The organism is Nitratireductor arenosus (assembly GCF_009742725.1).
GTDB lineage: Bacteria > Pseudomonadota > Alphaproteobacteria > Rhizobiales > Rhizobiaceae > Mangrovimarina > Mangrovimarina arenosa.
Genome location: NZ_WPHG01000004.1, coordinates 199,425 through 221,578, shown reverse-complemented (window position 1 = coordinate 221,578; position 22,154 = coordinate 199,425). Strand labels below are relative to the sequence as shown.

The window sequence follows — 22,154 nt, the reverse complement described above, 5'->3', positions numbered from 1 at the left end:
GGCCAAGCGGCGGCGTTCATGTATTCGTGATCCCGCGCCATCCGATCCCGAACGGGCCGTTGAGCAACAAAGGCGAGGGTGAACGTATGACAGTGGCGATATCAAGGCGCAGCGCCGTCGAGCCGTTCCACGCCATGGATGTGCTGGCGGAGGCCAACCGCTTGAAACAAAACGGCTGTCCGATCATCTCCATGGCCGTCGGCCAGCCGTCCGATCCGGCGCCCGAGGCCGTGCGCCATGCCGCGGTCGAGGCCGCGCGCGAGGGCCGGATCGGTTATACCGACGCTCTCGGCCTGACCGGCTTGCGCGAGGCGATCGCCGCCCATTACCTGGACCATTACGGGCTCGCCGTCCCGCCCGGGCGGGTGGTGGTCACCACCGGCTCCTCGGCGGCCTTCAACCTGTCCTTTCTGGCGATGTTTGATGCCGGCGACCAGGTGGCGATCACCGCGCCGGGCTATCCCGCCTACCGCAACATCCTTTCCGCGTTGGGGATCGAAGTGGTGGAAATCTCCCTGCATGGCGACGGATATCTGTCGGCCGACCTGCTCGCCGAAACTCACGCGAAAACGCCGTTCAAGGGCCTGCTTTTCGCCAGTCCCGCCAACCCGACCGGCTCCGTCATACCGGCCGACGAGATCGTTCGCATCGCCGCCGTCGCGCGCGATCGCGGCATCGCGCTGATTTCCGACGAGATTTACCATCGGCTCGCTTTTGGTGCGCCCGACACGACCGCGCTTTCGATCGATCCCGATATCGTCGTGATCAACTCGTTTTCGAAATATTACTGCATGACCGGCTGGCGCATCGGCTGGATGGTCGTGCCGGACGCACTGGTGCGGCCGATCGAGCGTATTCAGCAAAGTCTCTACATTTCCGCGCCCGAACTCTCGCAACGCGCAGCGATCCGGGCCTTCGACGCGACTGGCGAACTGGACAAGGTCAAGGCCCGTTACGCGGCCAGCCGGGCGATGCTCATGGAACGGTTGCCAGCGCTCGGCCTGCGGATTGCTGCACCGATGGACGGGGCCTTTTACGCCTATTGCGACGTGTCGGCGTGGACCAACGATTCGATGGGGTTTGCCCGACGCATGATCGCCGAAACCCATGTCGCGGCCACCCCCGGGCTCGATTTCGACACGGTCGAGGGTCACCGCACCATGCGATTTTCCTATGCCGGCGAGACCGGGGCGATGGCCGAGGCGATGGACAGGATCGGACGCTGGCTGGGCGTGTAGGAGAGGGAGGGGAAAAGAGCCCCGTCTCACATCCCGGCAGTCGGCACCTCGATGGAGAGCGCAGTCTTGAGATGCGCGCGGGTCACGGCCTCGTATCGTTCCGGCCAGTCGATACCGCGGGCCGCCGCCAGCTTGCGGGCGCGCGGCAGGTAGGCGGCGGCATAGGCTATGTTTGCGGCGATCGTCGACGGTTCGTCGGACACCGCTGTCGGCAGGGCGGCGAGAAGCGCCTTTTGCTGTTGTGTGATCAACCTGTTGAGATGAAGCGCGCCACCTCTGTGCGGGGCGCCGGTTTCCTCGATCAACAGGTCGATCAGCAGGTTGCGCAGATGGAACAAACCCGTCACCGCGTTGAGATACTCCTTCCGGCCGACTGCGAGCGGAAGCAGGCCCAATATGCGAATAAACTCCTCGAACTGCCAGCTCAGACGTCGCGGGTCGGTTCGGGTGGTCGCGGTGCCTTCGGTCAGGGTCGCGGCGATCCCGTCATCATCGAACAGCATCTCGAGACCAGCTCTGTCGCGCCCGGCAATGCGCGCCGGGTCAAGCCCGTGCACGTCGATCCGCAGCCAGTCCGCGGTGATGGCGTTGATCAGCAGGCTTTCTTGGCTCCGCATCTCGCGCCATAGCACGATCTCGCCCGCTGGGCCCAGCGCCGCGCGCCAGCAAACCGCGAAATCGCCCAGGAATTCGACCGGCACAACGGCGAGGAAGTCGACGTCGCTGTAGGCGTCCTGAAGGCCCGCGCCATGGCTGCCGCTCAGGAACAAAGCTTTGACGCAAGACTGGCCCCGCAGCGTTTGTGTTACCGTTTTGGCAAGCGTCTTTGCATCCATGGCGTCGCGCTCCGATGCCGACCGAAAAATCGCCTACGCCCGCGTCCCGGTTTCGGGGCCGCGCGCCGCGCTGGTCAAAAAAACCGGGGCCTGGACCCCGGTCTCAGTGTTCGGATCAGAAGAAACCCTTGCGCTGCCACCAGCCGGCTTTGCGCGGCTTGGTTTCGGCTTCCGGCTCTTCCGCGGTCTCGGCGACCGAGGACGTGACCACCGGCTCCGCTTCCTCCGCGCTCTCGGTCACCGGGGAGATCACCACCGCTTCCGGTTCAGGCACGACGGTCCCGGCAACTTCGACGGCCTTCTTCCTGCGCCTGGGGGCTTTCTTGGGTGCCGGTTCGGGCGCGGCTTCTTCCAGTTGGGCTTCCACCTCGTCGGTGGACGCCGCATTTGCGGTTTCGGCGGTCTCGGTTTCGGCTTTCACGTCTGCTTCGCTCGCCGCCGCTATTTCGGCCGCCTCGGTAACCGGTTGTGGCGTCGGGTCGGTCTCGCCGGCTTCGTCCTGCCCGGGAGATACGGTGGCTGCATCCTCGCGATCGGTCTCATCGGCGGTCGCAGCCACGCCGTCGGTCGCCGGCGTTTCCTCGTCGCCGGCCTGGTCTCGGCGGTTCTTGCGTCCGCCGCGCTTGCCGCGCCGGCGCTTCTTGCGGTCCCCGCCCGCATCGTCATCGTCGGAGGCCGCGGCTTCTTCCGTCTGGTCGCCGTCGTCCTGATCGGAGTTGGTGTCGCCGTTTTCGGCGTCCGCGGATTGCTCCCTGTCGCGGCCGCCGCGACGCTTGCGCCGACGCCGTTTCTTGCGGCCGCGATTGTCGCCGTCCTCGCCCTCGTCCTGGTCGGCGCTCGGTCGTGCGTCAGCTTCCTCGACATCCGCACCGTCGTCGATGTCGCTTGCGACGTTGATCGGCACGAGCGCCTGCACGTCGACCGGGCTTTCAACCGGCGCGCCCTTGGTGATCAAATAATGCTGCATGCCGACGCTTTCATCGGCCTCGATGGTGATGGTTAGCCCGAACCGCTCTTCCAGATCGGCGAGGTTGCCGCGCTTGTGATTGAGCACATAAAGCGCGGTCGCCACCGGCGTGCGCACCGTGATGTGGTTGCGCGCATCCTTCAGCAAAAATTCCTCGATCGCCCGCACGACATGCAGCGCAACCGACGAATCGGAGCGCACATGTCCTGTGCCGCCGCATTGCGGGCAGGGCTTCGTGGTCGATTCCAGGACGCTGGCCCGGATACGCTGGCGCGACATCTCCAACAGGCCAAAATGCGAGATACGGCCGACCTGGATGCGCGCGCGGTCGAGCTTGAGATGGTCCTTGACCCGTTTTTCGACCGCTCGGTTGTTGCGCTTCTCCTCCATGTCGATGAAGTCGATGACGATCAGGCCGGCCAGGTCGCGCAGCCGTAACTGGCGGGCGATCTCCTCGGCGGCTTCGAGATTGGTCTGTAGTGCGGTGTCCTCGATTGAGTGTTCCTTGGTCGAACGGCCCGAGTTGACGTCGATGGAAACCAACGCTTCGGTCTGGTTGAGGATGATGTAGCCGCCAGATTTGAGGGTCACCTGCGGTTGCAGCATCCTGTCGAGTTGGGCCTCGACGCCATGGCGCACGAAAAGCGGCACCACCTCGCGATAGGGCTGCACGGCCTTGGCATGGCTGGGCATCAACATGCGCATGAAATCCTTGGCCTCGCGGTAACCTTCCTCGCCGGAAACCAGGATCTCGTCGATCTCCTTGTTGTAAAGATCGCGCACCGAGCGTTTGATCAGGCTGCCTTCTTCATAGACCAGGCTCGGCGCGGTCGATGCAAGCGTCAGCGTGCGCACATTCTCCCACATCCGCATCAGATATTCGTAGTCGCGCTTGATCTCGGCCTTGGTCCGGTTGGCCCCGGCGGTACGCAGGATCACGCCCATGCCCTGCGGCACTTCGAGGTTTTTCACCACGTCCTTCAACCGCTTGCGGTCCGGAGCGCTGGTGATCTTGCGCGAAATCCCGCCGCCGCGGGCCGTGTTGGGCATCAGCACGGAATAGCGTCCGGCCAGCGACAGATAGGTGGTCAGGGCCGCGCCCTTGTTGCCGCGTTCTTCCTTGACGACCTGGACTAGAAGGATTTGGCGGCGTTTGACGACTTCCTGGATCTTGTACTGCTTGCGCACGGTCTTGCGGCGGCTGGGCAGTTCTTCCAGCGCATCCTCGGCGCCGACCGATTCGACTTCGCCGTCCGCCTCGTCATGATTGTCGACGGCCTCGTCGCCGCCCTGCCTGGCCCTGCCTCGACGGCGGGAGCGGCCGTTCCGGGCCTCGGGCGCGGCGTCCTGGGATTCTGCCTGTTGGGTGTCCTGATCGTCGCCGTCGGCCTGATCATCGTCTTCGGATGCGTCCGAAGACGCGGCCTCGGAGAGATCGGAGCTCACGACATCGGCGTCGGCGCGCGCCGGGATCGCGGGGCCTTTCCGGTCGCTGTCTTCGCCCAGGTCGTCGGCCTCTTCGGCGGCAATATCGGAATCAGCGATGTCGGAATCAGCGATGTCGGAAGCGGACGTGTCCTGGCCATCCTCGTCCGAGCCGTTGTCGGCGCTCGCCTCGCGGTCGGCCGCCGAGCCGCCGCGGGCCCGTCCGCCACGCTTGCGCCGCTTCGGGCGGCTGCGCTCGGCGCGCTCCTCCGCGTCGTCATCGTCCTCTTCGGACGCGGCTTCGGCCTCCGCTTCCAGCAGGGCCTGCCGGTCGGCGACCGGAATCTGGTAATAATCGGGATGGATTTCGCTGAAGGCGAGGAAACCGTGACGGTTCCCGCCATATTCGACGAAAGCGGCCTGCAGGGAAGGTTCGACGCGGGTTACGCGTGCGAGATAGATATTTCCTTTGAGCTGCTTTTTGTCCTGTGATTCGAAATCAAATTCTTCAATCCGGTTGCCGCGAACCACGACAACCCGTGTTTCCTCCTGGTGGGAGGCATCGATGAGCATTTTGTTGGGCATTATTGCTGTTCTCCCCGGCAGCGATCCGCACCGGCGGGCACAATGTGCTGAGCCGTCGATGACCGGGGGGGAAGGGGCTGCCGGACCAAATTGTGTTCGCCGTCAAGAGACGCGCGCCCCGCGCAATTCGGCCCGCTGCCGTGGCGGCGCGGGAGGCTCCGAATTCGTTGCTCAGGGTGCAGGCCATCCAGGGACCGTCGAACCGTTTCAATGGAGGCCCGGACAGACCGGACCAGTTTGGTGCTCTTGTCGAGCCGGCGCGGAGTCGTCACGACCCGGCCGTTTTCCTGACGCAAAGGCTTTCTTTGTCATGAATGCCTTGACGAAATCCTGTTGGGTCACCGGGCGCGCCGAAGCTCGGGCCGTCGCGCAACGTCGCTCTTCGCCTTCGAAAACCTTCAAAGGAAGGACGGCAAGACACGTTTCGGGGCATTGAAGTGACCCGCCGACGCTTTTATGATTTGGACGCGACAATAGCAACCCCGTTTCCGATGCCGGCAAAAGGCGGTAGCAAGCGCTTCGGACCGGCAAGGCTCGGTCAAGCGCGGTCGTGTATGAATGCCTTATATGTCGGGTCCCGTCATATCTCGCCTGTCGCCTAATTGGATGCTGGACAACGTGCCTTGCCGCCCCATTTTTCCTGATCGTACGGCGCCGCCGGCCACGCTCCGGCGCTTTGTTGCCATGGTTTTCGCGGCGGTTCTGTCCGTGTGGATGTCGGGCGGGCTGCATGCCCAGAACGCGGATGCCGGTCAGGTGAGCGCTAGCGCCTACAGGATGGCGGGCGACGCGGCGCGCATGCGTGTCGTGATCGAGTTCGACCGCGAGCCGCCGCTGAAATGGTTTTTGCTGCGCGCCCCGCACCGGCTGGTGATCGACCTGCCCGAAACCACCTTCGGCTTTGATTCGAAAGCGCTTGAGCCGCGCGGCCTCGTCACCGAGGTGCGCTACGGCAATCTCGGCGATGGTCGTTCGCGCATCATCCTGGCATCCGACGGGCCGTTCGCGGTCGAAAAACTAGCCATCCGAAAAAACGAGGACGCTCCGGGCCACCGCATGATGCTCGACCTGGTCGCCGCCTCGCAGCGCCAGTTCGAACAGGCGATGGCGGATCTGGCGCAGGTTACCGGTTCGACCATCGCCGAGGACAAGCGGGACCGGCTGATCACCGCCCAACGCGACAGCGAGCGCAAATTCACTATTGTTCTCGATCCGGGCCATGGCGGCATCGACGGGGGCGCCGAGGGCGTGCGCGGCACGTCTGAAAAGGACCTGACGCTGTCCTTCTGCAAGGAATTGCATGCCGCGCTCGAAAAGACCGGGCGCTACGAGGTCTTCATGACCCGCACCGAGGACGTTTTCCTACGCCTCGACGAACGCGTGCGGATCGCGCGCCAGCATGAGGCCGACCTGTTCATTTCCGTGCATGCCGACACGATCCGTTACCGCAATATTCGCGGCGCCACCGTCTACACGATCTCCGAAAAAGCGTCGGACGAGATCGCCCATGCCGCGGCGACCCGGGAAAACCTTGCCGATTCGCTGGCCGGTATCGAAATTCCGGAGAAGAACCAGCAGGTCGCCGACATTCTGGTCGATCTGGTCCGGCGCGAGACGGCCGGATTTTCGGTGAGTTTCGCACGCGCGCTCGTCGCCCGGCTCGACCGCACGATCGAACTCATCAAGAACCCGCACCGCTCGGCCGGGTTTCGTGTCCTGCGCGCACCGGACGTTCCCTCGGTCCTGGTCGAACTGGGATATCTGTCCAACCCGAAGGACGAGGCTCAACTCCTTGACGCCGCGTGGCGCAAAAAGGCGGTCGGCAGTATCATCGAGGCGATCGCCGCCTATGCCGCTCTGGCGGAGGGAGCGAGAGGATGACGCCCGGGTGTGGACGGAATGGCGCCGTGCCTTGCGCTTGCCGCAATTTGCCCACATCGGCCGGGCAGAAGAATTTTGATGCATTTTGCCGGGGTGACGTCGCTGGCAGGTGCGCTATAGCGGTCCCGCACGGGGATTCTTGCGGACTGGAGCACGGATGATACGTCTTATCGGTTATTTCTTCGGCATCGGCGTCATGCTGGCGCTTTTGGTGGCCGGCGGGATCGCGCTTTATGTCGGTGATCTGACAAGCGATCTGCCGGACTATGAGGTTTTGGCCAAATACGAGCCGCCGGTAACGACCCGTGTGCATGCGGTGGACGGGTCGTTGATGGGCGAGTTTGCGCGCCAGCGCCGGCTCTATCTGCCGATCCAGGCCGTGCCGGACCGTGTCAAGGCGGCGTTTCTGTCGGCCGAGGACAAGAATTTCTATCACCACCCCGGCATCGACGTGATGGGCCTCACGCGCGCGGTCGTCACCAACCTGCGCAATATGGGGTCCGGCCGCCGGCCGGTCGGGGCGTCGACGATCACGCAGCAGGTCGCCAAGAACTTCCTCCTGACCTCCAAGCAGACCTATGAGCGCAAGATCCGCGAGATGTTGCTCGCCTTCCGCATCGAGCAGGCCTATTCCAAGGACCGCATCTTCGAGCTTTATCTCAACGAGATCTTTTTCGGCCTCGGCTCCTACGGCATTGCCGGCGCGGCGCTGACCTATTTCGACAAATCCGTGAACGAGTTGACCGTCGCGGATGCCGCCTATCTTGCCGCCCTGCCGAAGGGCCCGTCCAATTACCATCCCTTCCGCTACACCGAACGCGCGATCGAGCGGCGCAACTGGGTGATCGACCAGATGGTCGACAACGGCTATGTCGATCCGCGCGAAGGCGAAAAGGCCAAGGCGACAGGTTTGAACGTAAAGCCACGCCGTGGCGGCACCTATCTGTTCGCCGGCGAATATTTCACCGAGGAAGTCCGCCGCGAGATCATCTCCCGCTACGGCGAAAACGCCCTTTACGAGGGCGGGCTGTCGGTGCGCACCACGCTCGATCCCAAACTTCAGGTGATGGCGCGCTCCGCGCTGCAGAACGGCTTGCAGCGCTACGACACGCTGCGCGGCTATCGCGGCCCGATCACCACCATCGACATTTCCGGCGACTGGGGCGTGCCGCTGGCCGAGGTGGACGATCTCGGCGACGTGCCGGAGTGGAAGGTCGCCGCTGTGTTGGCCTCCGACGAGGAAGGGCTAACGGTTGGGCTCCAACCGGGTCGCCAGGTGTCGGGCGATATCGCCGAGGACCGCGAGACGGTGCAAGTGCCGCTCGCCAACATGAAATGGGCCATGCGCCATGTGGTCGACGGCAAGCGGCTCAAGGCGAAATCGCCGGCTGACGTGCTGGCGCCGGGCGCCGTGGTCTATGTCGAGAAGGTCGAGGCCAGCGAAGGCGAGCCCGGCGGCTGGATGCTGCGCCAGGTGCCGCAGGTCAGCGGCGGCATGGTGGCCATGGATCCGCACACCGGGCGTGTGCTCGCGATAGTCGGCGGCTTTTCCTACTCCCAATCGGAATTCAACCGCGCCACGCAGGCCTATCGCCAGCCCGGCTCGGCCTTCAAGCCGTTCGTTTACGCCGCCGCGCTCGACAATGGCTATACGCCGGCCTCCGTGGTGCTTGATGCGCCGATCACCATCCGCATCGGCAACGATGTCTGGCAGCCGAAGAATTATGGCGGCAAATCGGCCGGCCCCTCGACGCTGCGCGCCGGGATTGAACGGTCGCGAAACCTGATGACCGTGCGGCTCGCCAACGACATGGGCATGCCGCTGGTGGCCGAATATGCCGAGCGATTCGGGGTCTACGACAAGATGGCGCCGCATATCGCCAACTCGCTCGGTTCCGGCGAGACCACGGTCATGCGCATGGTTTCGGCCTATTCGGTGTTCGCCAATGGCGGGCGCCAGATCAAGCCGTCGCTGATCGACCGCATTCAGGACCGTTATGGCGAAACCGTCTATAAGCACGACGAGCGGCGCTGCGAGGGCTGCAACGCCGAAGCCTGGGACGGCCAGTCCGAGCCGGAACTGATCGACGATGCCGAGCAGGTGCTCGATCCGATGACGGCCTATCAGATTACGTCGATGATGCAGGGCGTCGTCCAGCGCGGCACCGCGGTGACGCTCTCCGAACTCGGCCGCCCGATCGCCGGCAAGACCGGCACCACCAATGACGAGAAGGACGCCTGGTTCGTGGGCTTCACCCCCGACATCGTCGTCGGCGTCTACATGGGCTACGACCAGCCCAGGCCGATGGGCAAGGGTTCGACCGGCGGCGGGCTTGCCGCGCCGATCTTCAAGGAGTTCATGGCTCAGGCCCTTGAGGACATGCGTCCGGTCGATTTCCAGGTTCCCGAAGGCATGAAGCTGATCGCCATCAACCGCAAGACCGGCATGCACGCCAACCAGGGCGAGGGCGGCGTCATCATGGAAGCCTTCAAACCGGGCACCGGTCCCGCCGATACCTATTCCATCATCGGTGGCGATTTCGGCGTGTCCGAACCGGCCGCGATCTCGCCATCGGCGAGCCGCGCGATCTCGTCCGGAGGCGGCGGCCTCTATTGATATAACATAGGGCGGAGTGAAGCGCCGTTCCCGGCTTTACAGGGTCGGGGCGGCTCAATATGGTCCGCCGCGAATCCTAGGCTCAACACCAAAGAGCAGGTGAACTGCCATGCGCGCCGAAACCGAGACACTTGTCGACGAAATCAAGCAGGCCATAAGCCTGCTGAGGAGGCATCTTTGACTGGGATCAGGCCCGCAAACGTCTCGACTATCTGAACGCACGCGCCGAGGACGGCGATCTGTGGAACGATCCCCAGCAGGCCCAGGAGCTGATGCGCGAGCGTCAGGCGCTAGAGGATTCGATCGCCGCCATCACCCGCATGGACACCGCGCTTGACGACAATGTCGAATTGATCGCGCTTGGCGAGGAGGAGGGCGACGACGCCGTCGTCGCCGAGGCCGAGACCGCGATCAAGGCGCTGAAGACGGAACTGGCCGACCGGCAGATCGAGACGCTGCTGTCGGGCGAGGCCGATGCCAACGACGCCTATCTCGAGGTCCATGCCGGCGCGGGCGGAACCGAGAGCCAGGACTGGGCGAACATGCTGTTGCGCATGTATTCGCGCTGGGCGGAGCGGCGCGGCTTCAAGGTCGAGGCGCTCGAGGTCCATGACGGCGAGGAGGCCGGCATCAAATCGGCGACCATTCTCGTCAAGGGCCACAATGCCTATGGCTGGCTGAAGACGGAATCGGGCGTGCACCGGCTGGTGCGGATTTCGCCCTATGACAGCAATGCCAGGCGCCACACCTCCTTTGCCAGCGTATGGGTCTACCCGGTGATCGACGATTCGATCGACATCGAGGTCGCCGAATCCGACGTCCGTGTCGATACCTATCGTGCCTCCGGCGCCGGCGGTCAGCACATCAACACCACCGATTCGGCGGTGCGCATCACTCATGTGCCGACCGGCATCGTCGTCCAGTGTCAGGCCGAACGTTCGCAGCACAAGAATCGCGCCAAGGCCTGGGATATGCTGCGTGCACGCCTCTACGAGGAAGAGCTGAAAAAGCGCGAGGAGGCCGCCAGCGAGACGGAGGCCTCCAAGACCGATATCGGCTGGGGCCATCAGATCCGATCCTACGTGCTTCAGCCCTACCAGCTCGTGAAGGATCTGCGCACCGGCACCGAGAGCACCAGTCCCCAGGACGTGCTGTCAGGCGATCTCGACGCCTTCATGAAGGCGTCTCTGTCGCAGCGCGTCCATGGCGGCGACGCTGCCGAAGTGGCCGATCTCGACTGACCACGCACGGCGGCCGCCCCGCGCGGCCGCCTGCTCCCGACGATGCCTATTGTGCCGGCACCGGCAACAGAAAGCGTCCTATCCCTTCGTCGATCACTGCCTGGTAGGCCGGGATCCCGCTCACCTCGACTTGCTTGTCGGGATTGGCCTCGTTGTAGGCGATCAACATCTCCTCGATCGTAGCAAGCTGGCGTGCGGTCCGTTCGCGCAGCGGGTGCCCGTTTTCGTCGAATGGCACGAACAGCCGGTCGAGCGCGGCGGCGCGGACATAGTTGACGTCCTTGCCCTCGACCACCAGTGCCTCGTCGGTACGGCCGCGAAAGCGTCCCATGGCGGGATTGGCGGTCTCGCTCAGGATGGCGAAGGCTTCGGTATGGTCGCCGAATTCGCGATGGCTGAGGCCGCGCAGGGCCGGCGGCGAGGCCATCAGGTCCATGGCGATCCCGCGCGTCTGCAATCCGATCATGGTCAGCGTGGCGATCTCGAAGGCGCGTTCATGCGCCACCAGCATGTTGATGATCGGATATTCGGGATAGGCCTCGTGCATGTCGAGCACGATGTCGACGCCCTCGGCGCGTGCCAGGGCGACGATGGCGGCGTTCAGCCGTGTCGTGTAGCGGCCGTCGGGATCGCCGGGAAAATTGCGGTTGAGATTGCGCGATTCCCAGCCGACCATGCGTTCGCCCGACTGGGGATGCAGGTGAAGGTCCGGATCGGGCCACTGGTGGACCGGATTGGTAAGCCGCATGCCGACGCGAAACCACCGCGTGCCGCCGGCCGTCTCGATCTTGTAGGTGTGGGGGAAACCCTCGAGAGGATCCGTGTGGGTGAAGCCGCTGCGGTTGGCCTGCGGCAGAACGATGATGCGGCCACGCTGTGGCGTGGCGTTTTCCACCATCAGCACCGCGCCCATCAGGCCGGAGATCTCCTGGGGATGAGTGCCGCCCAGAACCAGAGCGGTGCCGCCTGGCTCCGCGCCCTCCAGAATGAACACCGGCGTGTCGGCAGGGGTTCCCGCCATGGCCGGCACGTAGTCGCTCAGCATTTTCTGGCTGGTCACGCCCGGTCCCGCGACGATCGGCTCGGCCTCGTGCATGGACAGGAACATCGCGCCGGAAGCAATCGCGGTCGCGGCCGCCGCCGCGATCAGCAGCAGAGCGCGGGGGCGATGAAAGGCGTCGTCGAAAAAACGCTTCATGGTCATTTCACTCCCGCGGCGCGCAGCGCGAACGGAACGAACACCAGCATGGCGAAGAATTGCTGCTGCCAGTTGCGTTGCCGAAACAGTATCCAGATCATCATCAGCGCGATGACGAGCGCCATCGCCCGGTAGGCGTAGAGCAGGAAGAGTTCGAAGAGCATCGTCCGGTTCTCCGTCAATGTTCGCGGATGGTGACGTGTTCGCTGATCAGCAGTCCGGTCAGGCTGTCGGCGAAGATGAGCATTAGGATCGCCAGTACCGCGATCACCAGCGCGGCTCCGGCCGAGGCCCGCAGCACAGCGCCGAGCCGCGTATCGCCGACCACATAGGTGGCGAGCGCGGCGGCGATCGCCGTGGGCGGCATGAATTCCGAAAGGGCGGCGATCGCAGACAGGCCGCTGACATTGAGGATCATGTCCTGGTGGATCAGCGCGAAGGCGAACGGCACGCCCAGAATATTGGCCGCGCCGATACTGGTCAGTACGCCGCCGAAGATGGGGATGACGACCATCTCGACGAAGGTCCATGGCGGCGGGAACGACATCGAGTTGATCACCAAGAAGCCGCGCACGCCGGTCAGCGTCATGATCTGGACGGCGACGCCGACCGTCACCAGCACGGCCGCCAGCACCAGCGGCGTGCCGGAAAAGGCTGCCGTCATCGCCGTGCCGAGGCCGCGCCGGCCGAGTGCCGGCAGCATGACAAGCGCGCCGACGACGAGTACGATCGGCACGGCCGGGTCGGGGATCGCGCCGGGAAAGAGCCGCAACAACGTCCAGAACACGAGGATCGCGGCGATCGCCATAAAGCCGATCAGCGCAAGCCGTCCGCTGCCGGTATCCGCCTCTGCCGGCATCGCCGTGCCGCGTAGCCGCCACGCGCACGACGCCACCATGAATAGGGCCGGCGGCACGGCAAGGCACAGAAGCGGCAGCGAAAAGCCGATATAGGGCATGTTGACGCCGTCGGCGATCGTCATCGCCGGCACGTTGAGCGGCGGCGCGATCATGCCGCAGGTCGCGAGCACGGCGATGAAGGCGCCGATGCGATGGCTTTCCAGGCCGGTCGCGCGCAGCATCGGCACGACGAGCACACCGGCCGCGAGCACCGCGACACCGGCAATGCCCACGAACATGCCGACGGCGAAAAGCAGCAGCCCGGCAAAGCCAAGCACCAACCACGGATTGCCGCCCAGCACGGCATGGGCGCGGCGGCCGAACGCGTCGGCGATGCCGGACGTGTGCATGGCCTGACCGAAGAACGCACCGGCAAACAGCGCCAAAACGAGGTTGATGTAGCCGAAGCCGCCCTCAACGAGATGTCGGAAAGGAATGCCGAATCCGGCGAGCAGCGCCGCAAGCACCGACACGACGATGAGGCCGGCCGGCAGCGGCCAGCGCAGCGGCCAAGTCAGCACGCACAGCGTGACGGCGGCGATCACGAAGATCAGACCGGGTGAAAGCATGTCGTTTATGTCCTCCTGGAAGTCGCACCGCGCGCAATCGCGGCGGGACGGATTAGGGCTGTCGCGGTGGCATGCCGTAGACGGCGCGATTATTGCCGATCATCGGCAGCGGTACGGGATCGAAGGGCAGGCCCCAATCGGCGGCGAGCCCCCGCATGTTGAGCAGATGCAGCACCGGAATGCCGGCCGTTGAGGCCCGCACGATCAGACCGGGCAGCCCGTCGGCGCAGGTCAGCCCCTGTCCGCTCACAATATGCGGCAGGTTGGCGCCGTCCGCGCAGGTGCCGAGCGCGGCGACCGAACCGCCGGAATTGATCAGAAGGCGCGGCCGGCCGCCGGCCGCTTCCGCGCCGAGAATGTCGAGCCTGTCGATCAGTGCGCCGACCGGCTCGTCCTCCACCAGCGGCACGCCGTTGCGCTGTGCGGCGGCGCGCAGGGCCGCGATTCCCTCCGCGCCGATGCTGCCTCCAACCGCGCCGCCGCCGCCGATGACGGCCGCGATCGATTTCGACGCGATCACCCTCTTGGCGCGCAGTTCCGTCTCGATGTCGAGCCAGGTCAGCGCGGCGTCGGTGGCGCCGTGCATCGACGCGCCGAGCGAGCTTATCAGCACCGGCTTCAGGCCGAGCGTTTCGATCGCGGCGACCGCGGCGATATTGGCACCGATGAAGGAACCGGAGACGACGACCAGAACGGGGCTTCCTTCCTCAAGCCCGAACTCGGCGATGCGGCGCACGAGAGCGGCGGCGAGATCCGGATTGGTCGCGGTGCGTTTGGCGGCTGGATCGCCGAGCGAGGTGGTTGTCCCGGTGAATTCGGAACCGAGCAAACCGGTGCGGTTGGGATCGAAGGCGGGCGGCTGCGTCAGCCCGAGCGCTGCGCGCTGGGCGCGCGCCACCTGCGTTGCCGCCTGCATCGTCTGCGCGGCGCGCACCATCTCACTGTGGGCGGGGTGGGTGAAACGGCCGAGCCGCGCCTCGACTGCCTGCCACAAACCGATCGACAAGGCGGCCGCGATCGCCAGCGCGGCCCAGGGCGTGGCTGATAGCGGCTCGTGGCCGGCATAGCGGATCGGTGTCGCAGCGCGCATCCTCAGGACCACCACGGCACGACCAGCACCGCCAACGCGCGCGTCAGCGGTGTGGCGATTGCGATCATCAACAGCGTGCGCACCGGACCCTGTCGGTCCATCTGGTGGGCGATCAGGCCGGGCACGATGAAACCCAGGCCGCCCCATTCGAGCGCGATCGGCCCGAGCCCGCCGCGGAGGGCCTGGATGCCGGTCGTCAGCACCAGCGCCAGCAGGATCGCCACGCCGAAGCGTCGCGTTCCATAGAGAAAGAGCACGCGCGACAGCGCAAGCAGCAGGCCCCATGTGGCAAAGGCCGCGAGCGCGATGGTTGCCAGCATGCCCGGACGGTCGAGGACGAGCGCCAGGTATCCCGGCGCGATCACCCCGCCGGCGCTGAGGCCGGTCAGCTGGAAAAGAGCCAGGCTGACGGCGATGCCGAGGCCGAGAGTCAGCGTCAGCACGGCGTGGTCTCCGTCCTCAGCAGCCGGACGATGTCGCGGCCGAGCCGGGAATAATTGCCGATCCCCCAGATGGTGGCGCCGACCGGCGCGGCCGCGGCGAGGGTGGCCAGCGCGCGCCTGGCATTGCCGGTCGCAAGCCGGTGCACGCGAGCGTCGGCGAGCCCGGCGGCGCGCGTCCAGCGGCGCGGCACGAAACCGGAAAGATAGATTTCCCCGCTGGGTGCGAGCCTTGCCAGGCAGGCGAGGAAGGCGCGCGTGCGCTCGGGCCGGTCGTGGCGCGCATTGAACAGGATCACCGGCACGCCGGGTGAGGGGGTCTCGTGCCAGAGCTGCTCGAGCGAACGCGTATCGTTGCACGAAAAAGCGCTGGCAAAACGGAACGGGCGTCCTTCGAGCGCGCCGCGTGCCACAAAGAAGGTGCCACGATCCGCTCCCGCCTTGTCGAAACCGGCGCGGGCCGTGCTGTCGGAGATGCCGAGCGTCGCGCACAGCGCCAGCGCCATTGCCCGGTTGGCGTCGTCGTGACGAAGGGCGGCGGTCGACACGACCGTGACCGCGCATTTCCGCCTTGTGGCCCGGGCGTGGATCGGCCCGCCCGCGATCTCGTCGGAGACGAGCAGCCGCGCCCGATTTGGCACGACGAGGCTCATAGCGTGGGCGGCGGCGAGCGGGTGAGTGCCCACAACTTCGGCGTGGTCGGGTCGTGCGTTGGTGATCAGCGTATGGGTGGCGCGCACCAGATAGTTTTCCGACGCCCACAGATACTCCGGCTCGATGGCCATCGATTCCAACACCACCGCGTCGGCCTTCAATCGTTGCGCCTCTCGGAAGAAGCGCGTCTGTTCGGAAATGCTCGGCGGCCCCCAGCGCGGCCAGTCGCGTTCGCTCCCGTCGGGCAGGATCAGCACTGGGTCGGTGCCGGTCGTCTTGACCAGCACGCGCCGGCCCTCGGCCCGCAGCGCCGCGCCGATAAGCCGGGTGACGGTGGTCTTGCCGCGCGAGCCGGCGACATGCACGCGTATCGGCATGGCATCGCGGCGGCGCGCATGCGCGAAGGCGGCAAGGCCGAGCCAGGCGACGATACCGGCAGCGCCACTCAGCAGCGCGAGAAAGAGCCGCAGGTCGCTGATATAGGGCAGCGTCATGGTCCGCTTCGCCGATCTCGAAAAGTCGGATGGCCGGTTTCAGGCCGGGATCTATTGCGCGGCGACCTCACCGGCGAGAACGGGGCCGACTTCGGTCAGCTTGTCGATCTGTGTGAGCGGGATGCTTTTTTCGGCCGCCACCGTGTCGAAATAGCCGTCCGCATTTCCGGTCTTCCACACAACCAGGCTGTCGGCGCGCGGAGCGACGAGTTGAACGAACTGTTCCGACAAGCCCTGGCGCCGTTCCGCGCCGCCGATGTGAACGCCGATGATTTTTACGCCTGCCGCCTTGGCCGTGTCGATCAGGGCAGTGGTGCGTTCGATCTCGGTCTCGGTTGTGATGCCGGCCGCGCCGAAACCCTTCACGCTGGCGCCGACGGCAATCACCACCGCGGCGCGGCCGTCTAGGTCGGCCGCGGTTGCATGCGGATCATAATCGTTGGCCACGCCCGCCCGGCCAAGCAGGGTTTTGACCGTGAAAGCGTCGAGCGCCTGGCCGGAGGAGGTTACGAGAACGGCGGCCTTGTCCTGCGCCAGTGCAGCAACGGGCGCCAGCACGAGGGCGACGGCGAAAGCCAGGCGCGCGGTGAACATCATGGTCGGTGTCCTTCGTTTGTGGTCATGAGAAGACGGCCGGGACGGTGTCGCCGCCCCGGCCGTTGGTCATTATGTCAGTAACCGCTGACGAAGTCGCGGCCATCGGGGGCGGCGCCGCCCCACAACGCCCCGCTCGCCGGATCAATCACGATCATCTGGGTCGTACCGCGCGACGGATTGGAGAAGGTACCCGGCTCGTCTACCTCGTAGCCCATCTCCATCAGCGCGGCGCGGGTCTCCGGCGCGAAGCCGTTGTCGAGTCCGACCGAGGTGCCTCCGGTATAGTGGTAGATGTCACCGTAACGGAAGCGCGGCGCGTCCAGTGCCTTTTGCGGATCCATCTTGAAGTCGATCGCGTTCACGATCGGCTGCGCGATGCCCCACATCGTGGCTTCCGCGCCGGCGCCGCCGACAAGCATATGAAGCCTGTCGCCTTCAAAGATCATCCCCGGGGCGAGCGTCCAGCGGTTGCGCTTACCCGGTTCCATGCCAAGTACGCCCGGCTTTTCGCCGGTCCAGATGTTCACCTCGATGTCGAACCAGTCCATGCCGTTGCTGAGCACCAGCCCGGTTCCTTCCACCACAACGCCGGCGCCGAAGAACGTACCGAGCGTGTTGGTGGCCGAGATCGCATTGCCTTCCTCGTCACGGATGACCATGTGCGAGGTGGAATGGTTCGGCCAGTCCGGCTGGTGCAGTGAGGCGTGGTCGACCGGCTTGAACTCGCGTACGCCGCTTTCGCCGATCGCATTGCGGATTTCCTCGGCCGCTTCGTCGGACAAGAGCCGCTCCACCGGGACGTCCACGAAGGCCGGGTCGCCGTTATACTGATAGGCGTGCTGGTAGGCGTATTTGGTCGCTTCGATGAACAGCCGCAAATATTCGGGCGAATTGCGCTCCATAGCCGCTAGGTCGTAACCCTCGAGCGTGTTGAGGATTTCCATCCAGGTGATGGAGGAGGAACTCGGCTGATTGCCGTAGACCTTGTAGCCGCGATAGTCGATCGTGATCGGCTCCGACCATTTCGTGCTATAGTCGGCCAGGTCCTGCTTGGTGATCAGGCCGCCTTCCTTTTCCATGAAGGCGACGAGCTGGTCGCCGACCGGCCCGTCGTAAAGCGCGGCCGATCCCATTTCAGCGAATTTGCGGTAGGTTGCGGCCAGGTTGGGCCGCTTGAGCATGTAGCCCGCCGCCGGCGCTTCGCCGTCGACCAGAAATTCCTCGCCCCAGGTCGGGTAGGGGGCCAGTTCGGGGATATGGCGTTTGACGTGGAAGGCCGTGGCCGGATCGAAGGGCCAGCCGTTCTCCGCGTAGCCTATGGCGTCGGCCCACAGATCCGCCCAGGGCAGCTTGCCGCATTTTTGATGCACTTCTTCCCAGCCCTTGAGGGCGCCGGGCACCGTCGGGGCGAGGATGCCACGACGCTTATGCTCCATTGTTTCATATTTGGCCGGGTCGGTGGCCGCGGGTGCAAGGCCGTTATAGTCGATCGCCTGTACGCCCTTGTTTTCGCCGTTCGGTGTGTGGACGAGCGCATAACCGGAGCCCAGCGGCCCCATCATGTCAGTCAGCATCAAGCTCAACGTCGCCGACGTGGCGACGAAGGCGTCGCAGGCTGTGCCGCCCGCGCGTAGCACCTTGATGCCGGATTCGACCGCCAGCGGATGGCCTGCCACCACCATCGCGCGGGGTGCGACCACGGCTTGGTCCAAGGCCAGCGCGGGCAATGCGAACATGGTTCCCGCCAATAGCGCGCCAGCCGCGAGGGCGCCCGACATTGGCTTTTTTACGATTGCGTTCATTGATTCCTCCAACTGCGCCGACGTCGGCAGGCGACGTGGGCATCCGAGGAGTTACGCAATGTCAGCGGAACGATTCAAGCGTGATCGTATTGGCCACGCACAGAATTTCATTGATCCAGATTGCAAAAATACAATTATTTCTCGACATATTCGGCGCATATGCAACCAGGAGGCAGCTTTTCTTCCAAAGAAATTTTGTTTTATGTGAAACGTTATTAAATTGAAAACTTCAAATGTAGATTGGAATATTCGAAAAATGATCGATTGGGGTTCATTTTGTTTCTTTTTATTTAGGCAAAAAAGTAACCGTTGACCGGCGTTCGAGCCAGTCCGAAACGAGAACAACCTGGCGGCCGACCTTTCCGGCCGTGTTCCTGGCGCGAACGACGCGTCAGGTCATGTCGTCGGCCGCGAGCGCGCCGAGATCGGCGAACGGACCGGAATTGGATCGCGTGCTGGCCTTCTCGACGAGATAATCGCCGGTCTTCAGGATATCCTCGACCATTGCCGCCCGGGCGTCATCCGGCGCTCTGGCGGCCATGGCCTCGAGGATCTTCACATGCGAACTCGCATCCCAGAGGCCGGGTGAGTTGAGGGAATAATACATGGTCGGGCCGCTGCGCAGCCAAAGCGATTCGATCAACGGCATCATGATGTCGGAATCCGCGTGGCCGTAGATGGCGAAATGAAATTTCTGATTGGCGCGCAGCACCTCGGCCATGTCGCCATGGCTGTGGGCATCTATGATCGACTGATTGAGCTGTTCCAGTCGGGCCAGCAATTCGTCGGTCACCTTCTCGCTGGCAACCCGCGTCGCCACGCCCTCGATCAGCGTCCGCATCTCGAACAGTTGCGACAGGCTGGTCGCGTTCAGTCGTGGCACCCGGACCGAACGGTTCGGAAGTTCCTCGAGGGCGTTGGCGGCGACCAGCCGACTGAGGCTTTCGCGAATCGGCATTGGGCTGGTGCCGAGGCTTGCGGCGAGTTTTCGAAGGCTGAAGACCTGGCCGGGCACGAAGAGACCTGACATCAGCCCGTAGCGCAGGCTGGTCAGAACCCTGTCTTGAACCTTGCCGCGCCCCGACGGTCTGGCCGCCTTCGTGTCTGCTTCTGCCGGCGCGATCTGCATCATGCACGTCTCCCGAAATCGAATTTGGTCATCGGCCGTTTCGGCTATTGTGATGACACTTTGAGATCATTATACCAGCTTGGCTTCGCCGGGTAAAACCCCCAGTCAACCGAGAGGGCGGTTTTCGGTGACACGTTCACCATCCCGCGGCGAGGCCGCAAGCATATGACGAGGAGAACATGACATGGCTGCCCCTAAAGGTCTGATCAATGTCATGGATTATCAGGCGGCCGCGAAACGCGCCCTTCCGCGCATGCTTTATGATTTCGTCGCCGGAGGGGCGCTCGACGAGCAAACCGCCTTTCGCAACAGGTCGGGTTTCGGCGATTGGTGGCTGCGCGGTCGCAGTTTTCGCTCGAGCTCGGACGTATCGTTGCGACGCGATCTGCTGGGCGGCACCCTATCATTTCCATTGATGCTCGCCCCGACCGGCGCGTCGGGCCTGTTATGGCCGTTCGGCGAGGTCGAAGCGGCCCGCGCGGCGGCTGCCAAGGGCATCGTCATGCAGGTTTCGGCCGGTTCCCTGCAATCCATGGAGGAAATCGCGGCGGCGTCGGACGGTGACAAATGGTTGCAACTCTTTCTCTATCGCGATCGCGGGCTGACGCTGGAATTTCTCGAACGCGCTCGTCTGGCCGGTTATCGCGCCATATGCGTGACCACCGACGCCCCGGTGCACGGCCGGCGCGACCGCGACAGCCGTAATGGGTTTTCCATCGACCGCAAGCTGACGCCGGGCACGCTGGTCGATGTCGCTTGGCATTATCGCTGGTGGCTGAGAATGGCCCGTACGCCGCGTTTCGCGATGAAGAATTTCGCCGGCCGCTCGACCGGCAACATGGTCGACATGGCCGCCTACATCTCCTCCGTGCTTGATCCCGACGTGACGTGGGACGATTTTTCCTGGTTGCGCGACCACTGGAGCGGCCCTGTGATCGTCAAGGGCATCCTGGACCCGCAGGACGCGCTTGAGGCGATCGGGCGCGGGGCCGATGCCGTCCAGGTTTCCAACCATGGCGGACGCCAGCTCGACGGCACGCTCGCCAGCATCGACGCTCTCCCGGCCGTAGCCGAGGCGGTTGGCGGCCGCGTACCGGTACTGCTCGACGGCGGCGTGTCGCGGGGCACCGACATCGTCAAGGCGGTGGCGCTCGGCGCTGACGCGTGCGTCATCGGCCGGGCGCATTTGTGGGGCTTGGCCGTGGCCGGCGCGAGGGGCGTCGAAGCGGTTCTCGACATCCTCGAGCAGGAGATGCGCAACGCCATGACGATCGGCGGATGGAAATCCCTGTCCGAACTCGACCGCGCCTCCGTCATGCGCCTTCCACCCAGCTCACTGTAAGGAGAACGACACGATGGCCGAACTCAAGAGGATTTCCGGCACCGCGCGTATGAGCGCGGTGATCACGCACAACGGCACTGCTTATCTCAAAGGGGTCACGTCACGAAACGGTCCGCCCGATATCGCTGGCCAGACGCGCGACGTTCTCGGCCAGATCGATCAGCTTCTCGCGCGGGCCGGTACGTCGAAGGAGAACGTTATCCAGGTGATGATCTGGTTGAGCGATATCGCGGATTTCGATGCGATGAACGCCGTTTACGATGCGTGGGTTGTCGAAGGCCGGCAGCCGGTGCGCGCCTGCGTGCAGGCTAGCCTCGCCAGTCGCGATCTGCGCGTCGAGATGCAGGTACAGGCGGCCATCTGATCGGCCCGCGGAGCGGGCGGTTCCGCCGCCGCGCGCTCCGCGACCCCGTCGTGCCGGTGCCGGCTCAGATGATGTCGATGCTTCCCGGCGCCCTGCCGCGCTTGGGCAGGCTTTCGTAACACAGCTTCGAATGCGACAGCCCCATGGTGACCATGGCAATCGCCATGTTGATCGCACAGGCCATCGGTTCGACGACAGGCACGCTGACGCGGGACTTGAGGTCGTCGATGTAGCCGGACATTGCCGTGCAGCCGAACAGCACCACCTCGGTCCGATGGTCCTCGATCGCCCGGCGTATCTCGAATTCGATCGTCGGCAGGCAGTGCGCCTTGGTCTCGATCAGTTCAGCCGGCGGAACGTCGACTATATGCATGGACACGACCGCGTCGGCATAGCCGTAAGCGCGAATATGTTCCTCGATATGCTGGCGGCCGTTCCGCATCCCGATCACCGAGATGCGCTTGCCGAGCACGCTCGCCACGGCCAGCCCCGATTGCCCCGGCGCCATGACCGGGATCGACACCGTCTCGCGGGCCGCCCGCAGAACCGGGTCGACCATACAGTCGAGCACGACCGCGTCGAATCCGTCCTGCTCTGCGCGGCGGACTTCCTTCAAAACGTGCGGGCCGGCCAGCACCTCTTCGGTGGCAAATTCCATCGAGTAAGGGCCTTGTTCGACCGCGCGAACCTCGATCTCGACGCCTGGCCGTTCCCACAGTGTCCGCTGCTTGCGCATTCCCGCGATGACCTTTGGCGAGCGGACCGGAACGATGTCACATATGCGCA

The 22,154-nt window shown here is 64.6% G+C and carries 18 protein-coding genes; 6 read left to right on the top strand and 12 right to left on the bottom strand.

The annotated features are described in order from the left end of the window. The first annotated feature begins 86 nt into the window (after window positions 1–86). Entirely contained in the window at window positions 87–1,238 is a 1,152-nt protein-coding gene (locus GN330_RS17515; protein ID WP_156714013.1) for a pyridoxal phosphate-dependent aminotransferase, read from the top strand. Window positions 1,239–1,264: 26 nt separating this feature from the next. Here GN330_RS17515 and GN330_RS17510 read toward each other — a convergent pair whose 3' ends face one another. Both GN330_RS17510 and GN330_RS17505 read right to left on the bottom strand, forming a co-directional pair. Next, window positions 1,265–2,074, bottom strand: a complete 810-nt coding sequence (locus GN330_RS17510) for a nucleotidyltransferase domain-containing protein (protein WP_156714012.1) — start codon at window positions 2,072–2,074, stop codon at window positions 1,265–1,267. A 115-nt stretch (window positions 2,075–2,189) separates the two neighbouring features. Then, window positions 2,190–5,051: an Rne/Rng family ribonuclease gene (locus GN330_RS17505; protein ID WP_156714011.1), complete on the bottom strand. Its 2,862-nt coding sequence runs from the start codon at window positions 5,049–5,051 to the stop codon at window positions 2,190–2,192. Window positions 5,052–5,735: 684 nt separating this feature from the next. Here GN330_RS17505 and GN330_RS17500 point away from each other — a divergent pair. The 3 genes from GN330_RS17500 (at window position 5,736) to prfB (ending at window position 10,790) form a co-directional block, all read left to right on the top strand. Then, window positions 5,736–6,932 (top strand): N-acetylmuramoyl-L-alanine amidase, encoded by a 1,197-nt coding sequence (locus GN330_RS17500; RefSeq protein ID WP_156714010.1) that lies wholly within the window; start codon window positions 5,736–5,738, stop codon window positions 6,930–6,932. Window positions 6,933–7,089: 157 nt separating this feature from the next. Further along, a complete protein-coding gene (locus GN330_RS17495) occupies window positions 7,090–9,549 on the top strand; it encodes a penicillin-binding protein 1A (protein WP_156714009.1) in 2,460 nt (819 codons plus the stop codon). Window positions 9,550–9,658: 109 nt separating this feature from the next. Next, window positions 9,659–10,790, top strand: a protein-coding gene (gene prfB / locus GN330_RS17490) for a peptide chain release factor 2 (protein WP_156714008.1) whose coding sequence is annotated in 2 segments (ribosomal slippage) — window positions 9,659–9,724 and window positions 9,726–10,790 — 1,131 coding nt in all. Because the reading frame shifts where the segments join, the coding sequence is not laid out codon by codon here. Window positions 10,791–10,836: 46 nt separating this feature from the next. Here prfB and GN330_RS17485 read toward each other — a convergent pair. The 9 genes from GN330_RS17485 to GN330_RS17445 all read right to left on the bottom strand — a co-directional run bounded on the left by GN330_RS17485 (window position 10,837) and on the right by GN330_RS17445 (window position 19,665). Beyond that, window positions 10,837–11,988 (bottom strand): M14 family metallopeptidase, encoded by a 1,152-nt coding sequence (locus GN330_RS17485; RefSeq protein ID WP_197435219.1) that lies wholly within the window; start codon window positions 11,986–11,988, stop codon window positions 10,837–10,839. A gap of 2 nt (window positions 11,989–11,990) precedes the next feature. Beyond that, window positions 11,991–12,152, bottom strand: coding sequence for a hypothetical protein (locus tag GN330_RS17480; RefSeq protein ID WP_156714006.1), 162 nt, complete (start codon window positions 12,150–12,152; stop codon window positions 11,991–11,993). Between the two features lie 14 nt (window positions 12,153–12,166). Continuing rightward, window positions 12,167–13,456 carry a hypothetical protein gene (locus tag GN330_RS17475; RefSeq protein ID WP_156714005.1) on the bottom strand — a complete coding sequence of 430 codons (1,290 nt, stop codon included), beginning with the start codon at window positions 13,454–13,456 and terminating at the stop codon, window positions 12,167–12,169. Window positions 13,457–13,508: 52 nt separating this feature from the next. Then, entirely contained in the window at window positions 13,509–14,546 is a 1,038-nt protein-coding gene (gene pgsW, locus GN330_RS17470) for a poly-gamma-glutamate system protein (protein ID WP_197435218.1), read from the bottom strand. Between the two features lie 2 nt (window positions 14,547–14,548). Further along, window positions 14,549–14,989 (bottom strand): poly-gamma-glutamate biosynthesis protein PgsC/CapC, encoded by a 441-nt coding sequence (locus tag GN330_RS17465; RefSeq protein ID WP_197435217.1) that lies wholly within the window; start codon window positions 14,987–14,989, stop codon window positions 14,549–14,551. Next, a complete protein-coding gene (gene pgsB / locus GN330_RS17460) occupies window positions 14,983–16,134 on the bottom strand; it encodes a poly-gamma-glutamate synthase PgsB (RefSeq protein WP_156714003.1) in 1,152 nt (383 codons plus the stop codon). Before pgsB ends, GN330_RS17465 begins: the two co-directional genes overlap by 7 nt. 51 nt (window positions 16,135–16,185) lie before the next feature. Beyond that, window positions 16,186–16,731, bottom strand: a complete 546-nt coding sequence (locus tag GN330_RS17455) for a DUF6305 family protein (protein ID WP_156714002.1) — start codon at window positions 16,729–16,731, stop codon at window positions 16,186–16,188. A gap of 74 nt (window positions 16,732–16,805) precedes the next feature. Then, window positions 16,806–18,533 carry a gamma-glutamyltransferase family protein gene (locus tag GN330_RS17450; protein WP_156714001.1) on the bottom strand — a complete coding sequence of 576 codons (1,728 nt, stop codon included), beginning with the start codon at window positions 18,531–18,533 and terminating at the stop codon, window positions 16,806–16,808. A 391-nt stretch (window positions 18,534–18,924) separates the two neighbouring features. Continuing rightward, window positions 18,925–19,665: a GntR family transcriptional regulator gene (locus GN330_RS17445; RefSeq protein WP_156714000.1), complete on the bottom strand. Its 741-nt coding sequence runs from the start codon at window positions 19,663–19,665 to the stop codon at window positions 18,925–18,927. Window positions 19,666–19,846: 181 nt separating this feature from the next. Here GN330_RS17445 and GN330_RS17440 point away from each other — a divergent pair, with 181 nt between their 5' ends. Together GN330_RS17440 and GN330_RS17435 are read left to right on the top strand one after the other, a co-directional pair. Beyond that, window positions 19,847–21,004, top strand: coding sequence for an alpha-hydroxy acid oxidase (locus GN330_RS17440; RefSeq protein ID WP_156713999.1), 1,158 nt, complete (start codon window positions 19,847–19,849; stop codon window positions 21,002–21,004). A gap of 13 nt (window positions 21,005–21,017) precedes the next feature. Next, window positions 21,018–21,368 (top strand): RidA family protein, encoded by a 351-nt coding sequence (locus tag GN330_RS17435; RefSeq protein WP_156713998.1) that lies wholly within the window; start codon window positions 21,018–21,020, stop codon window positions 21,366–21,368. Between the two features lie 64 nt (window positions 21,369–21,432). Here GN330_RS17435 and GN330_RS17430 read toward each other — a convergent pair whose 3' ends face one another. After that, window positions 21,433–22,104 carry an aspartate/glutamate racemase family protein gene (locus tag GN330_RS17430; protein WP_156713997.1) on the bottom strand — a complete coding sequence of 224 codons (672 nt, stop codon included), beginning with the start codon at window positions 22,102–22,104 and terminating at the stop codon, window positions 21,433–21,435. Window positions 22,105–22,154: the final 50 nt, after the last annotated feature.